10 protein-coding genes and 1 riboswitch are annotated in these 15,514 nt (G+C 47.1%); of the genes, 3 read left to right on the top strand and 7 right to left on the bottom strand.

Translation table 11 applies throughout. From position 1 onward, the window contains the following. The first annotated feature begins 303 nt into the window (after positions 1 to 303). Positions 304 to 4,512 (top strand): formate dehydrogenase subunit alpha, encoded by a 4,209-nt coding sequence (fdhF, locus tag RH45_RS16750; RefSeq protein WP_008079322.1) that lies wholly within the window; start codon positions 304 to 306, stop codon positions 4,510 to 4,512. 49 nt (positions 4,513 to 4,561) lie between these two features. Here fdhF and RH45_RS16745 read toward each other — a convergent pair whose 3' ends face one another. From RH45_RS16745 to RH45_RS16720, 6 genes are all read right to left on the bottom strand, one after another. After that, on the bottom strand, positions 4,562 to 4,885 hold the full coding sequence (locus RH45_RS16745; protein WP_008079320.1) for a YqfO family protein: 324 nt from the start codon (positions 4,883 to 4,885) through the stop codon (positions 4,562 to 4,564). 18 nt (positions 4,886 to 4,903) lie between these two features. Continuing rightward, complete coding sequence (locus RH45_RS16740; protein ID WP_100086107.1) at positions 4,904 to 5,506, bottom strand: HAD family hydrolase; 603 nt, start codon at positions 5,504 to 5,506, stop codon at positions 4,904 to 4,906. Positions 5,507 to 5,532: 26 nt separating this feature from the next. Further along, the gene (locus tag RH45_RS16735) at positions 5,533 to 6,303 is read right to left on the bottom strand and encodes a nucleotidyltransferase domain-containing protein (RefSeq protein WP_008079316.1); all 771 of its coding nucleotides are present in this window, start codon (positions 6,301 to 6,303) and stop codon (positions 5,533 to 5,535) included. Then, positions 6,300 to 6,962, bottom strand: coding sequence for an HAD family hydrolase (locus RH45_RS16730; protein ID WP_071986191.1), 663 nt, complete (start codon positions 6,960 to 6,962; stop codon positions 6,300 to 6,302). Before RH45_RS16730 ends, RH45_RS16735 begins: the two co-directional genes overlap by 4 nt. Positions 6,963 to 7,139: 177 nt before the next feature. Next, complete coding sequence (locus RH45_RS16725; RefSeq protein ID WP_008079312.1) at positions 7,140 to 9,686, bottom strand: VolA/Pla-1 family phospholipase; 2,547 nt, start codon at positions 9,684 to 9,686, stop codon at positions 7,140 to 7,142. Positions 9,687 to 9,702: 16 nt separating this feature from the next. Further along, complete coding sequence (locus tag RH45_RS16720) at positions 9,703 to 10,956, bottom strand: outer membrane protein transport protein (protein ID WP_008079310.1); 1,254 nt, start codon at positions 10,954 to 10,956, stop codon at positions 9,703 to 9,705. 413 nt (positions 10,957 to 11,369) lie between these two features. Beyond that, positions 11,370 to 11,531: riboswitch (FMN riboswitch) on the top strand. 106 nt (positions 11,532 to 11,637) lie between these two features. On the opposite strand from RH45_RS16720, the gene ribB reads away from it, so the two are divergent. Both ribB and RH45_RS16710 read left to right on the top strand, forming a co-directional pair. Beyond that, complete coding sequence (gene ribB, locus RH45_RS16715; RefSeq protein ID WP_008079308.1) at positions 11,638 to 12,294, top strand: 3,4-dihydroxy-2-butanone-4-phosphate synthase; 657 nt, start codon at positions 11,638 to 11,640, stop codon at positions 12,292 to 12,294. A 49-nt stretch (positions 12,295 to 12,343) separates the two neighbouring features. Then, on the top strand, positions 12,344 to 12,889 hold the full coding sequence (locus RH45_RS16710; protein WP_008079307.1) for a nucleotidyltransferase family protein: 546 nt from the start codon (positions 12,344 to 12,346) through the stop codon (positions 12,887 to 12,889). Here the strand turns inward: RH45_RS16710 and RH45_RS16705 are convergent. Further along, positions 12,886 to 15,378, bottom strand: a complete 2,493-nt coding sequence (locus RH45_RS16705; protein WP_008079305.1) for a bifunctional diguanylate cyclase/phosphodiesterase — start codon at positions 15,376 to 15,378, stop codon at positions 12,886 to 12,888. The genes RH45_RS16710 and RH45_RS16705 overlap by 4 nt on opposite strands. Positions 15,379 to 15,514: the final 136 nt, after the last annotated feature.

The following is a 15,514-nucleotide window of genomic DNA, read 5'->3' as shown; positions in this document are numbered from 1 at the left end:
TCACCAGCGGCAACATTGAGCACAGACTCAAGTTTAAGCATAGCAACCTTATTAATTTTGAGGTTATTGTCATGACACTATGTGAAGTTATACATACCCCTAAAGAGGTGTATGCAACTTGGCTTGATTCGAATCAACTCTTAGCCACGAGCGGGAGCGCATATTGGATAATTAGCAAGGAAGCATCCACTTAATATCACATCAAAAATAACTACAGATTGAGTTTTTTGTCACACGAAAATTCCTTGCCAGCCATTATCCTTACAAAATAAATGGTTTTATTTATTACGCTGCGGGGGTCATATGATAGAAATCGTCATCGACGGAAAGTATCGCATCGTGGAAGAAGGCTCTACCCTTCTAGAAGCGGCAAAAATATGTGGAGTCGACATTCCTTCACTGTGTGGGCTAAACAAATCAAATCAGAAAGTGCCCTGCGACTTATGTGTTGTTGAAGTTGAAAGTGGCGGAACACAACGCGCCTGTGAACTACAAGTGTACAAAGGCCTTACGGTGAAAACTCAGTCTGAGCAGCTGAGTGAACATCGCCGCCAAGCACTGAATCGAATCATGCAAGACCACTATGCGGACTGTGAAGCCCCATGTAAGACGGCTTGTCCTGCCGGTGTCGATATTCAATCTTACCTCTATTTCATCGCTCAAAATGATCATCACAAGGCAATCGAGGTCATCAAACGTACACTGCCGATGCCCTTGTCGATTGGCCGTGTCTGTCCTGCTTTTTGCGAAAGTGAGTGTCGCCGTTCACTGGTCGATGAATCCATCGCCATACGCCAACTTAAACGCCACGCAGCCGATGCCGACCTAGCGGCGCAAGAAGCGTATGTTGCTGAGAAAAAACCGGCTAAGCATCGTTCAGTGGCCATAGTTGGCAGCGGCCCAGGAGGCCTTACCGCCGGTTACTATTTGTCTAACGAAGGTTATGACGTCACGGTATATGAATCGATGCCCAAAGCCGGAGGCTGGTTGCGCTACGGCATACCCGAATACCGGTTACCAAAAGCGATCCTAGACAAAGAGATCGAGTTGATGTGTCGTAATGGTATGCAAATAAAAACAGGGCAAAAACTTGGCCGTGATTTTTCTTTATCACGCTTAAGCCACCAATACGATGCGGTCTGTTTGGCGATAGGCGCATCGCTCGCCGTTGAAATGGACTACCCTGGGAGTGACCTCAAAGGTTGCTATCTTGGCGTCGATTACCTAAAGGATTTTGTGACTGAACAATCCTACACGACGGGGCAAACTGTGGCGGTAATTGGCGGCGGAAACACCGCGATTGACTGTGCCCGAACCGCGCGACGAGCTGGTGCAGACACGACCATCATCTATCGCCGCACCCGAGAAGAAATGCCAGCGGAAGATTACGAAATTGAAGAAGCCGAGCATGAAGGTGTTAAGTTTCTGTTTCTCACCAATCCAGTAGAAAACCTTGCCGATCCAAATGGCCGAGTAACAGAGGTTCGCTTGGAACGAATGGCGCTAGGTGCTCCCGATGCATCCGGTCGTAGACGCCCACAAACCACTGGCGAGTTTTTTACTCAATCGTTTGATACCGTCATTGCCGCGGTATCGCAAAAGCCTGATTTGAGTTTCCTCGATAACGATAACCTCTCTATTCCTCTTACTCGTTGGAATACCTCTGAATCTGACGAACGAACCATGCACACTGGGACTGGTAATATCTTTAGTATTGGCGATTTTCGCCGTGGGCCAGCGACCGCAGTAGAGGCCGTTGGGGATGGAAGAGTTGCCGCCAAAGCCATCGATTTATACCTTGATGGTGATATGCAAGCTATGCCAAGCCCGGCATTTAACTCGCGTAAAGAACAGAAACTGGCACAGGTGGATCCACTCCAGTTTGAACATTTACAGAAAGTTGCTCGCAGTATCATGCCTGAGCTTACCCCAGCCCAACGTGAGCAAAGTTTTGATGAGGTTGAGCTTGGCTTTGACAACGAAGAGGCGATCAAAGAAGCTGCACGTTGCCTTGAATGTGGTTGCCAAGCAAACACCAGTTGCGACCTACGCGATTACTCAACGGAATACGGGGCGGAGCAGCATTTCGATGCCTCAGTCGATGTAAAAAGCCACCAGGATTGGGTCAACTTGCGGGCCAAAGATCCGCGCCACAAATTTGATGTCGACCGCAGTGCTGAATTCATCGAATTTGACGCCAACCGCTGCATCAGTTGCGGTCAGTGTATCCAAGCCTGTAGTGAGCAAGCGGTGCATGGCATTCTCAACTTTATTCACGACCAACATGGCCGCCCGGCATTACGCCCAGATGATAGGCCGCACTTTGGCTCAAGCAAGAATGGTCGCCTTCTCATGGGTGATTCCAACTGTGTACAATGCGGGGCGTGCGTTCAAGCGTGCCCTACCGGCGCGATGGTTGATAGCCGAGATCGCTCTCAAGGGCGTGAAGAGGTGCTACATCAAGTTGACACCATATGTACCTATTGCGGCGTGGGTTGTAAGTTAACCATGCACGTAGACAAGGTGGCGAATAAGATCCGTCGTGTGACCGGTGCTCAATCTCCCGTCAATCAAGGGATGCTGTGTGTGAAAGGCCGTTTTGGCTTTGACTTTATCGCTGATGACTCCCGTCTAACGACCCCTTTGATCCGCAAAGATGGTTGGCTACAACCAGCCAGTTGGGATGAAGCGATTGCTTTGATCGGCAAAAAATTCACCACCCTTAAACAAGATTTTGGTGGCAATGCACTGGCAGGCTTCTCGTCGGCAAAAACCACCAACGAAGATAACTACGCGTTCCAAAAATTCATTCGTCGTGAACTGGGTACCAATAATGTCGATCACTGCGCGCGCTTATGCCACGCATCGAGTGTGACAGGTTTAGAGGCCTCACTCGGTAGCGGCGCGATGACCAATGATATTCCGAGTATCAAACACTCTGACGTCATTTTCATCATAGGCTCAGACACCACCTCTGCACATCCAATCATCGCTTCTCATATTAAACAAGCCATCCGCCACCACGGCGCACGCTTGGTTGTTGCCGATCCGAAACGCATCGACATGGCCGATCATGCGGAGCTTTACTTGGCCCATAGACCGGGTACCGACGTGATGTTATTGAATGGCATCATGCAGCAAATCATTAAAAACGGTTGGTACGATCAAAACTATATTGAAGAACGCGTCGATGGTTTTGACACCTTATTGCAAGAAGTGATGTCCCCCGCCTACGCGATTGATAAAGTCGAGCTTGTCACGGGAGTAAGTCGCGACGATATCTTTGCCATGGCGCGTATGATAGGCACCGCCAAACGAACCGCTGTCTATTACTCAATGGGCATCACTCAACATACCACCGGCCACGACAATGTTCGCTCTGTCGCTAACCTGCAACTATTGTGTGGCAACATTGGTATTGAAGGTGGAGGCATTAACCCATTGCGCGGGCAATCTAATGTTCAGGGCGCATGTGATATGGGAGCACTGCCAAACAACTACCCTGGCTACCAAAAAGTATACAACCCAATGGTTAGGCAGAAATTCTCGATTGAATGGAACGCCCCTGATTTGCCATTAGAGCCGGGGCTCACGCTCACTGAGATCATTGACGCCGCATGCAAACGCGACGTTCGCGGCTTGTACATCATGGGTGAAAATCCTGTGTTGAGCGATCCAAACCAAGCACATGTTATTGAAGGACTAGAGACTCTGGACTTCTTAGTTGTGCAAGATATCTTCCTCACCGAGACCGCGCAATATGCCGATGTGGTGCTGCCTTCTTGTTCATTTGCCGAGAAATCCGGGCACTTCACCAACACTGAACGACGGGTGCAACGTGTCAATGCGGCACTGAACCCCCCTGGTGACGCCAAAGAAGATTGGTGGATCATTCAGCAAATCGCCAACGCAATGGGTGGAAATTGGCATTATCGACAAGCTTCGGATATCACCGCTGAAATCGCGCGAGTTACACCGCAATATGCCGGATTGAAGTGGGACGCAATCACACCAGATGGAGTGCAATGGCCGAGCAATAAGAACAACCCTAATGGGACTCGTATCATGCATCAGACTCAGTTTACTCGAGGCAAGGGGCAGATGGTCGGTGTGCCTTTCCGCTATGCGGCTGAACTGCCAGATGAAGAGTTTCCTCTGGTTCTTACGACTGGCCGGGTTTTAGAGCAGTTTCATACTGGCACCATGACACGAAAAACCAAAGGTCTGGATAACCTTGCTGGACCTAGAGCCATGATCAGTGTCCATGATGCAGAGGCACTGGGCATCAAGAATGGTCAACGGTTACGAGTGTCCACTCGCCGAGGAGAAATTGAAATAGATGCTTTTGTGACGAAGCGAATTCAGGCTGGCGTGGTGTTTATCCCGTTCCACTTTGTTGAGTCACCCGTCAATCGCCTGACTACGACGGCAACCGATCCGCACGCCAAAATACCGGAATTCAAAGTGGCAGCGGTCAAGGTTGAAGCGCTAGACACGCAACCTAGCCACTAATGTAAAACGAAAAAAGCCGACCTAACGTCGGCTTTTTCGATTGGTTTATTTATTCAAATTCATGATTCGCCAGTGGAATCACGTTGATCACCACTTCTTCGTAAGGGTGAACTTCTCTTACCGCTGCCATTGCTTGTTTGACTCGATCTCTTCGGCAGCGAACATCCACTCTCACTTCATGGCCGAAGTTAATTTCGCCGATCTGCCCCGTAACGGGGTTGGCATTGGAAGTCGGGCGCCAGAACCCAGAGATATTGACCACAGAGACAACACTATCATAATCTCCAACGACACCGGCTCCTGCTGCATTCAATGTATCCCGAATCGCAATCACGTGGGCTTCAGGGGTGTAGATCTCCAACTTGTATTCCATATTCTCGGCTCTCGTTTGCTACGAAAAGTGACTTCGCACAAAGGCTAACGTCTCATCCTTATTGGTGTGAACCAAACTATCGATACCCATTGCTTTTGCGGTTGCGACGTTGGTATGGCTATCATCGATAAACACGGCATGCACAGGGTGGCCTTCTGCAAGCTGCAAGGCGACTTCAAAATAGAGCCGATCGGGTTTCGCCACACCGATATGCGCAGAACTTACCACCAAGTCGAAGCTATCGAGCAAATTAGCACTTGCGAGATCAGCTTCGAGCTGAGAAGTACCGTTGGTCACCAGCACCAGTTTAGATTCAGGTGCGTGATGGCGTAACCCAGCGACGAGTTCTGTATCTATCTGCCACTTTGCTTGTTGCCAAGTATCAACCAGCTCTTCAGCCGTTTTCTGACTCCAGCAACGAGCCAGTTGCGTCGTTACCCTGTCGCACCACTCTTGATGAGAGATTTCCCCACAAACAGCAAGATTGAGAAGATCGTTGGTAAAAGCGGCTTTGTATAACGAACCCGGCGTAACACCCAAGGCTTGTTCTGCTTGAGTGACCTCATCACCTGGCCATTGCCGAATCACGCCATCAAAATCGATCAATATAATGCTCTTCACAGTCACCTCCATGTGCTTGCTTCGTTTTATTGTTTTTCTATTTGCTCACTAATTTTATAACCAAAACCGACGATTAACTCGTTGATGCAAGACACATTTCGCGTGCCACCGAGCGCTAAATCCAGAGCAATGTCGATCGATGTGACATCATCCGGGTAAAAGCGTTTCAACACCTGCGCGATCTGGTGTAAATCCGTTAGCCAGCTTTGGTCTTTGTCAGCCACCAGTAGATAGGCGCTGCGGAGCAACTTCTTCGCGATTATCTTGGCTGGTAAAGGTTGCGTCTGATTCAAAGGGAGCTGACTAAGCGTTTCTGTTAACACTGCAGCAAGATCTCCATTTAACGCATTGGCAAGCTTTACGCTCGGTTTATGGCGGCGAAAACGCGTCGATAAGTCCTCTCCCCATAGGCAACAACAGCAATGTTTAAGCCAAAACTGCCAGCGATACTCCTCGCAATCGGCTAGCACTTCAGCCAAATGGCCCGGATCAAAATCGAGTTTGGTGATCACACTAAACTCATCACTGATCTCACGCGCCAGTTCGGCTAACTGTATGCGTGTTTGTTGTTCAAGCGGCTGGTGAAAGACCAACGACAAATCTAAGTCTGACTGCTCAGGTATGGCATCGCCCCGAGCGACACTGCCATAGAGATAAACGCTATGAATCTGCTCGGGGAAACATTGTTCAAGTCGCTGCAAGGTGCTCTGGACCACACCTTCAAACTCAGTAGCAATATGACTCACTGAATAAGCAGGTGCGATATAGCCACCTTCATCGAGCCCTTTTATATTCATAGCGTTCCCGAGAGCTCATTGACCTGCTGATAGCGGTCTATTTGCAAGATTGCACCACTAAGGTCGTTCTTACCATTAAACTCATGATGAATTGCAACTACATCACATCCAGTCTCAACACCGGCGGCGACACCTGCTGCTGAGTCCTCGAAAATAACGGTCGAGTCTGCGTCCAGGTTGAGGTGCTCAAGAGCGAGAAAGTAGGCTTCTGGATCGGGTTTATGCTTGGTTACATGCTCTTGGGTGATCACCACATCAAACATGTCGTTTAGATCTAAGCTTTGTAGAATATTTTCGACCATCCAAGTTGCCGCCGAACTGACAACCCCGCAGATTTTTCCTTGCTGTTTAAGAGCCAAAAGATACTCTTTCGCCCCTTCATTAAGCTCAAGTTGCTTAGCAAGTAGCGCCTCATAGTGGGCACGAAAATAGGTATTAAACTCCGCCAGTTCCGGGCTGATTCCCGCTTGGTGAAAGAAATGCCCCGTCACGACAGGCCAACTCTCTCCCATGACCTCCTTATAAATATTAAAATCGACTTTGGCACCATAGTCATTGCACGCTTGCGCGAGTGCCATGCCTTTTAACGGCTCTGAATTAACTAAGGTTCCGTCCATATCAAATAAATAGGCTTGATACTCTTTCACCACTATCTCCATATACAGCTTTAATTTATGAAATCGCTATCACATATACAAAACCTACCGGCAAGTTGCAAAGATAATATGCAAGAGTTTGATTAATTTAGCTAAATGAAGTTGAAAGTGCAGAGGCAGCCGAAGAAATACATACTAAGAAGAGAAAAAAGCCGGCCTAATGGCCGGCTTAGAGGGATGTTATTTAGTGGCATCCAGCAGTGCATCTGTCACCGCAATCGAAGAAGTTGCATTGCCTGCTGTCAAAGTAAATTGGACAATTTGTGATGTCATCTCCGTATTCGCATTGCCATCAGTATCGCTTTGCGGCGCGATGACCGTGGAGTGCTCTGCATCCGTTGTCGCTAAGAAATAGGAAGCCAGTTTCTGCCCTTGAGTATCTGTCGCCGTATTGACAAGTTCTAGTTTACTAAACAAAGGCTCAGTACCCGCAGTTGGCGCACCAGATACTGAATTCGGAATAGTCGAATCGTTTTCAGCTTGCAGACCCAGAACAGGCGCTCCCGTTTGATTAACCAGTGGTGCAATGTTGTACGGATCGACATTGTCTAATACCGTTTGTGCAGCGAAAGTAAAACTCGCAAGTGTCGCGTTTACCTTAGCAATGTCGCTCGCACTCCCTTCTGCTGGGTTAGCAGATTCATCATTTGGGTCACCGAGGAATTTCGTAATACATACTCCATCATCCTTTGAACCACATGTACGTTCGTAGTAACTGGCGTAACCTGGCACGGCTTTCACTGCGATAGTGTGTTTAATTACCGGCGAGAAGCTGCCCGAATTCAATAAAAATGGAGCAATACCACCTCCAGCATTGGCAAGAGTGGCGCTGGTGTATTTGAATAAATTACCTTCTAACGCAGACACCGGTGTGTTAGCAATAGCGTAGGAGCTGATACCCGTGATTGCGCCAATCGAGTGACCGAACAATGACACGTTTTCAGCATCAAGATTAGCAAACGCCGCATCATTCGCCCCATTGAGTGCGTAGCGTACACCCAGTCCATCAATCGCACTTTGGCGAATATTGTCACGCGCTACCGGCAAATACTCTAGATTCATGTACACAGTAGGGTTGTCTGTATCGGTAACAACTTCATCATCATTACCATAACTAAGAGCTCGTTGACCGTGAAGTGGTTGGTCAATCGCGATTATGGCGTATGGCTTAAACGGCGCCTCTCCTTGCATGGCACCACCAATATGCTGCATAGCAAAAGCGTATGCACTTTCTTTTATACTGGTTATACCATGTTGGTACTGAAGAATTGGCAAGTTAGCACTAATCGCTGCACCTTCAGGTACAAACATTAAGAAAGGCACGTCTTTAACAGCGCGAATCTGTGGTACCGCACTGTACTTGGTCATGATTCGATCTGAGTCTAATCGAGTTCCATCGGCTAAGGTCAACGTCTGACCTATAAGTGCTTTTAGCTTATCTTGGAGGTACAAATCAGCAGGTAAATTAGTCAAGCCAAGAACGGCTAATTGCTGACCGACCGCAGCTTTATCGTCTTCAGTTCCTGAACTCAATACAGACAAAATCTTAAATACACTTGGCATAGCACTGCGCCAAGGTGTTTTCTTCCACGCATCTCCTTCGAGCGAGTCAGACAAGAAATATGGCAGTTTAATCGTTCCTTTGACGACTTGAATCGATGCAATAGCCTCATTAGCAAAGTTTAGGTTGTAGCCGCCTTGGAGGAGATCAGCACTTTGTTGACCAAACTCAGAAATAAACATCGCATCTGAAGCAACGGCGTCAGCAAAGCTCGTTTTGCTAGTGACAGTCACTTGATACAAGGCATCCAAAGTAGCGGCATCAATTCCATTCGGGTTCGCTACCGAACCATTCCAAATGTTAGACGGGGCAACATTAGGCAAAGCGGTTTGAGCGATCGCCGCTTTTGTACCAAGTAAAACTTGACCTGCTGAAGAAGTGGTAAACCAAGAAGAATAAATAATGTCATCGGTACTGGTAACTTGGCCATTATCCGCAAATGCCTTTTCGACGTTTTGAATAATCTTTTGAGGCGCCGCTAATGTACCAGATTGGATGATCTCGTCAGTCTTCAAAATCGCGTACGAGCTTGATGTACCCAGAGGCTCACCATTGCTGTCTTTGATCGAATCAGTCAGCGCATAGATGTAGTCACTGCCAGGCTCTAAACCTTTGAGCGGCACAATGTTGAAAGAGCGAAGATCCTCGCTAGGCACGACAAGAAAATCTTCCCCTGCTGTTAACGCTTCGAAATTGCTCATTTCTCGGGTTGCAAGATCAACCGTCACTTTGGCAACTCTAACACCAGTATTAAGGTTTAAGCTAAATGGTACTGCGCTACGTGCAGAAGATGCTGGTGCTAAATCATTAAGTAGAGAAACACCCGATGGAAGGTTCAAGTCGATAACAAATGGCATCTGAGAGCTCCAGCCATCGGCTTCGCCCATTGCAACTTGCGGATTGTCTAGACCTTGGGAGTCCCCATAACCAACCGGAATGTTTAATGTACTGTCGCTGGTATCAAGAAGCAAAAACGACGGAAGAGGCACCGAGGCATCTTCACCCTGTAGGGTAAAATCAATGTTTGAACTGCGAGACAGCATCTCATTGATGGCTTGGTTGTTATACGGCTGTTCCGTGCTCGCACCGCTACTTTCTGTATTATCACCACACCCCGCAAGAAGCAGAGCACTACAGACAAGAGATAGAGAAAATTTATTGTTCATCGTAATACTCCTAAGCCTACTTAAACGTGTAGTTCAACTGAACTGCTGATAAAAATGCCAATGCTTCCGCATCAAACGTCAGCTCGTTACCCGCGGCATCTGTTTCCGTGAAACTGCCGCTTCGACTTTGTACCAACGTGAAACCAGCATCCAGGCTTAGGTTATCTGACCACAAGTAGGTCAAACCTGCCGAGTACCAAAAGCGATCGCTGTCTGGGATACTCAATGTCGCCTCACCCGCTTGCTCGTCATAAGCTAAACCAGCGCGTAAGGTCCACTCTTTGTTAAGCGTGTATGTGGTGCCAACTGACCATCTTTGGTTGTTTTCGTAATGTTCAGTTTTCTCGAAACAAACGCCATCTTTACACTCTGAACTGGTTGCTTTCAGCTCTTCAAAACTGCTCCATTGAGTCCATTGCCAACCGTAATGCACAGCCCATTTATCATTTAACTGATGGAAAGCAGAAAGCTCTAAAATTGCCGGCAATGTTAGCTTAAGCTGACCTGTTGTTTCGTTTTTATTCGGGTCTAAGATTACGCCGCCATAGTGATCAGTAAATTCACCATCATCGAAGTCAAGGTTAACTTCTGAACGGTAGCCAAAACCAAAACGGTTGTTGTCATCCAACTCATACATGGCACCAATGTTCCATCCGAAGCCTATCGTCTCACCAGTCATGCTGATGATTTTATCGCTTGGAGAACCACCTAAAGGTAACCCCCCTTGGTGCCTATCCAGTTCTGCCTCGGCATAAACTACGTTAACACCAGCACCCAAACTAAGCTGTTCGTTTACTCGGAAGGCAATGTTTGGATTCAAGTTTACTGAGATCAACGAGGTGTTGCCGGCAAGGTCACCAGCATAGATGTCATCTGGATAATCAGTTGCAACACCATAAGTAGTAAAGGATGCAAAACCCCATGCAAAGCTATCGTTGACAGGACTGATAAAGTAAGCCCCTGGGACAAATTGCATTGGTGCTACGTCGCTCGACTTCTGTTTGAAATCTGCATCGCCGATTTGAGTCTGAGTAACATTCACCTCAGGGTCAACGATGGATAAAGCGCCAGAAAATGTGGTGTGCTCAAAAAGTGTCATGGCAGCTGGGTTACGTGCAAGTACGCTGGCATTATCCGCCACCGCGCCTTCACCAGAGAAAGCTCGTCCAAGACCCGAAGCTGAGTGCTCCGCAACTTGGAAACCCGCAGAATGGGCATTACACGCAAACAATATCGATATTGTAAGCAGAGAGCTGTGCTTTTTATTCATCCTTGACCCTCCTAGGGTAGGTTCTTTTTCGATTGGCATTTATTGTAATTTTTGTGGTGCAACACTATGCAGATTTTCAATAGAAACACGCACAATGTTAATCAGATGTTATTTTTTGTATGTCAAAATGTCAAAATTTAACCAGCTTTGAAGTGGCAAAAATGATGCATAAGTCATAGTGATGTTTTAAGACGCTGTATTATCTATATATATTTATGAAAAGTGGTCAGATCAGATTTGTTATCGTTTTTATCGCTCACATCTCGCTCTGAGTGAGCAAAAAAAACACTAAAGACTCCTAATAGAAACCATTTCTGTTGAGTTAGCGTCTGCTAATGCAACAGTTGTGATGCCGATTGCTTCTCATCCGAGTCGATAGCCGTTACAATTCTCCTGCTATTAAGCGATCAATAATTTATTCTCAGGGCGGGGCGAAATTCCCCACCGGCGGTAAGCCATCTCCAGTTACAAATCGCTACTGAGTGGTAAGCCCGCGAGCGCTCGATTCGTCGAGGTCAGCAGATCTGGTGAAACTCCAGGGCCGACGGTTATAGTCCGGATGAGAGAGAATGAAGTAACACCAGCATACTTTGTGATGTTGTGGTGCATTTCGTTTTGGCTGAAGCCTAAGCTTCAGTGCTCATGTATGCCCTGATTCTGGTGACATTTTAGGAGTAAACCATGAATCAGTCTTCCATTCTTGCCGAGTTCGGCGACCCAATCACTCGTGTAGAAAATGCGCTAATCGCCCTTAAACAAGGTCGTGGAGTTTTACTATTAGACGATGAAGATCGCGAAAACGAAGGGGATATCATCTACTCAGTTGAGTCATTAACCACTGAGCAGATGGCACTAATGATCAGAGAATGCAGCGGCATTGTGTGTCTTTGTTTGCCTGAAGAGCAGGCCGATCGTCTCGAACTAAACCCAATGGTCGAAAACAACAACAGCGCCAACCAAACCGCGTTCACGGTATCTATTGAAGCCAAAGTTGGTGTCACAACTGGCGTCTCGGCACAAGATCGTGTGACCACCATCAAAACAGCGGCTAACCCAAGTGCGCAACCATCAGATTTAGCCCGTCCCGGGCACGTCTTTCCACTGCGTGCACGCAAAGGTGGAGTCTTAACTCGTCGCGGTCATACCGAAGGAACCATCGATTTGATGCAAATGGCGGGGTTGCAAGCAGCCGGCGTGTTATGTGAAGTAACAAACCCAGACGGTAGCATGGCGAAAACCGCCGAGATCGTTGCTTTTGGTAAGTTGCATAACATGCCCGTGTTAACCATCGAAGATATGGTAATGTATCGCCAACAGTTTGATTTAAAACTCGCGTAAACAAAAATAAGCCAAGCATTACGCTTGGCTTTTTCATTCAGGAGCCAAGATGTCACACCAAGCCCAATTGATCCGCTGGCTAGAGCAAGATCTCAATCGTATGCGTGCGTTACATCTTGTCGCTGAGTTAAACTTGCCTCAAGCTTGGATCGCTGCCGGGTTTGTTCGCAATTTGGTTTGGGATGCTTTGCACAGTAAACCCGGTTCAACGCCACTCAACGATATCGATGTGGTTTACTTTGACGCCTCAGAGCCTTGCGCCAACGCCTATCTAACTTACGAAAATAAGCTAAAAGAGCAAATGCCGGAATTTAACTGGCAAGTGCGTAATCAAGCCAGAATGCATCAGCGAAATAACGATCCTGCGTATCTGGATGTCTTCGATGCCATGAGTTACTGGCCTGAAAAAGAGACCGCCGTTGCAGTTAGGCTTAATCCGCATAAGCAGATCGAATGTGAGGCTGTATTTGGCTTTGAGTCTTTATTTGCTCTTCGCGTTAGCCACAACCCGAAACGAAGCAAGGCCGTGTTTCTTGAGCGAGTGAATAGCAAAACTTGGCTAAACCAATGGCCAAAACTGACTGTCAGCGACTAAGCTTGCTCTTTGTTTCGCAACCAACCTTGTAGCTCTTCGTAAGGCAATGGGCGAGCGAAGTAGTAACCCTGTACACAAGCACAACCGTAAGAGCTGAGCATTTTGTACTGTTCCTGAGTCTCAACCCCTTCCGCGACAACCTTAATGTTGTATGTCTCGCCAATGGCCAAGATCGTTTTCACAAGAGCATTACTTTGCGCGTTGTCGATAATATTGGCAATAAAGCTCTTATCAATTTTCAACTCGTCAATAGAAAACTGGTTAAGGTGGCTTAAGCAAGAGTAACCCGTGCCAAAATCATCGAGCGAAATACCAAACCCTTTCGCTTGTAAAGCGGTTACGATTGGCGACACCCTTTGCATGTCGTGGATAAAGATGCTTTCGGTCACTTCCAACATAATTCGCCCAGTTTCTATGCCCACTTCGTCGGTGATCTGCATTAAGCTATCGATAAAACCTTCATGCAAAAGCTGTTTAGGCGAAACATTGACGGAAACATTTAGCGCCCCTCGTCCGTTGTTGGATAAGCGCAGAATATCTTCGCAGGCTTGTTTAAACACAAACAAGCCAATGTCGTGAATCATGCCGCCTTCTTCCGCTAATGGGATAAATACGTCTGGCGGAATAAAGCCGAGTTCTTTCGCATTCCAACGGACAAGCGCTTCCACACCAATAGTGATGCCCAACTCGGAACAAACTTGTGGTTGGTAAACCACGCTGAGCTCATTTCTACGTAAAGCGTGCTTAAGGTGCTGCTCGATTTGGTACTCATCTTTGATCTGTTGATTAATATCGGAATCGAAAAATAGAATGCCACCTTTGCTGTGTTGTTTAGAGCGGTACAGAACGACGTCAGCATTGGTGATCAAAGTGGAAGGATCATCGCTGTCACTAGGGTACATGCTTACCCCCATGCTGCAATCTGTTGTCAGCAATTTACCGTCGATGATCAGGGGATCGGCAAAGACTTGCTTCACGGCCATGGTCTTATCCAAGGCATGGCGTTGATTCTCTACACAGGGAAAGCAAAAGATAAACTCATCGCCACCGAAACGCGCCACCGAATCGTGCTCTTCTAATAGGGCTTCAAACTTGCGGCTCAAGCATTCCAGTAACTTATCGCCCACCGCATGGCCATACAAATCATTGACCTTTTTGAAGTCATCCAGATCTAAAAACACCACCGCGAGGCTCGTGCCCGTAAGTTTAGATTGCGCGATACCCGCCGCGATTTGCTCTTGTAATGCTGTACGATTAGATAGCCCTGTTAATGGGTCGTGCAACGCCATATATTGCATCTGATCTTTGGTCTGTTCAAGTTGGCCAAAATCGTCAGAAATCTTCTGCTGGAACTTTTTAAATCGCTTGGCAATGACATGACTGACAATATAACTCAGTGCAATCATTATCAGGGTCGAGGCGAGGCTAATAACGATGAAATTAAACAGCTGCTGGCGGTTATTTTCAATCAGGATAGATTGTTGTTGATGGATGTAGTGATTCACTTCTTGTGCTGAAAATGAGGCCGCTACATTCCACCCCCAAGGGGCGTAGTGTTGAACATAAGTGAAATAGCCACTCGTCTCAGCCCCTTCATCCGTCAGGCTGGGTTCGATATAGAAGCCGTGATTCGAACTGAGCTTTTGAACCAGCTCATCGCTTACGTTCATCGAACGATCAAGGCTCTCGACAGACTTACCCACCAGCATCGCATCTTCATGCACCAATACGGTTCCGGCATCATCAAAGATAAAGACCTTCTCATCGTGATCTTGTTGATAACCCGCAATGCTACTGAGCAAGGCAGCCTTGATGTCATTTTCCACATCAGCAACGTACTCACCTGTGCCGATAAACCACTGATATGGCTCAAACGCTTTACCAAAACCGATTTTTTCGAATTCTTGGGTCACAGGGTAGCCCGGCTTCTGATACCACCAGCGATAAAAGGCTTCACCACCATTTGCTTGAATTAACTTGATGTGTTCTTGAAGTATGAAGGTCCCTTTGATGTCTTTCGCACCCCATGCAGATTTCCCCTCGAGCTGCGGCTTTAGCGCATGCATCACATTGGTTCCGTCCATTTGAAAGATAAAAAAGTAACCACGTTGGTTGTAAAAGCGAATTGGCCTTAGCGCGTCGGAGATCATTTTGCGGATCTCCGCTTTAGGCTTAGTCGGGTTATTGAGGTAAATACTTTGCGCGATGTCATGCGCCTCATACACTCGGCTTTTTGCCTGAGACATCAATTCATCTACAGTTTGAGTTTGGCGAAAGGCAATCTGGTCTAACACTTCACCGACTTGATCAGCGATCATCTGTTTTTGATGGTCCAACATCTGAGTACGCAGCGCGGCAATACTTTGCTGGGCTTTTTCAGTGCTATCATTGATAAACACTAACATACTGACGAACGCAAACAGTGCTACGACCAGCGTCGGTACATAGCGAATCAAGAAGACCAATTTTTTATCGTTCAGCGCTGCCAATTGCAAAAAACCACAAACTATAAATGCTATCTATAACTATACTTCAAAGTGCATAACTAGATATGCAATAGTTTAAAAGTTTAGTGGTTGGACAATTTCGCCGATAAAAAGGAGAGTTGGATCAACTTTTGGTTTT

Source organism: Vibrio sinaloensis DSM 21326 (assembly GCF_000189275.1).
In the GTDB taxonomy this organism is placed as follows: Bacteria; Pseudomonadota; Gammaproteobacteria; order Enterobacterales; family Vibrionaceae; genus Vibrio; species Vibrio sinaloensis.
Note: the sequence above shows the minus strand (reverse complement) of the source record. Positions and strands in the feature narration are given on the sequence as shown.

Coding starts and splice junctions, on each gene's coding strand:
- ribB (WP_008079308.1), top strand. CDS start 11,638: ATGAATCAGTCTTCCATTCTTGCCGAGTTCGGCGACCCAATCACTCGT.
- RH45_RS16720 (WP_008079310.1), bottom strand. CDS start 10,956: ATGAATAAAAAGCACAGCTCTCTGCTTACAATATCGATATTGTTTGCG.
- RH45_RS16745 (WP_008079320.1), bottom strand. CDS start 4,885: ATGGAATACAAGTTGGAGATCTACACCCCTGAAGCCCACGTGATTGCG.
- RH45_RS16725 (WP_008079312.1), bottom strand. CDS start 9,686: ATGAACAATAAATTTTCTCTATCTCTTGTCTGTAGTGCTCTGCTTCTT.
- RH45_RS16735 (WP_008079316.1), bottom strand. CDS start 6,303: ATGAATATAAAAGGGCTCGATGAAGGTGGCTATATCGCACCTGCTTAT.
- RH45_RS16730 (WP_071986191.1), bottom strand. CDS start 6,962: ATGGAGATAGTGGTGAAAGAGTATCAAGCCTATTTATTTGATATGGAC.
- fdhF (WP_008079322.1), top strand. CDS start 304: ATGATAGAAATCGTCATCGACGGAAAGTATCGCATCGTGGAAGAAGGC.
- RH45_RS16710 (WP_008079307.1), top strand. CDS start 12,344: ATGTCACACCAAGCCCAATTGATCCGCTGGCTAGAGCAAGATCTCAAT.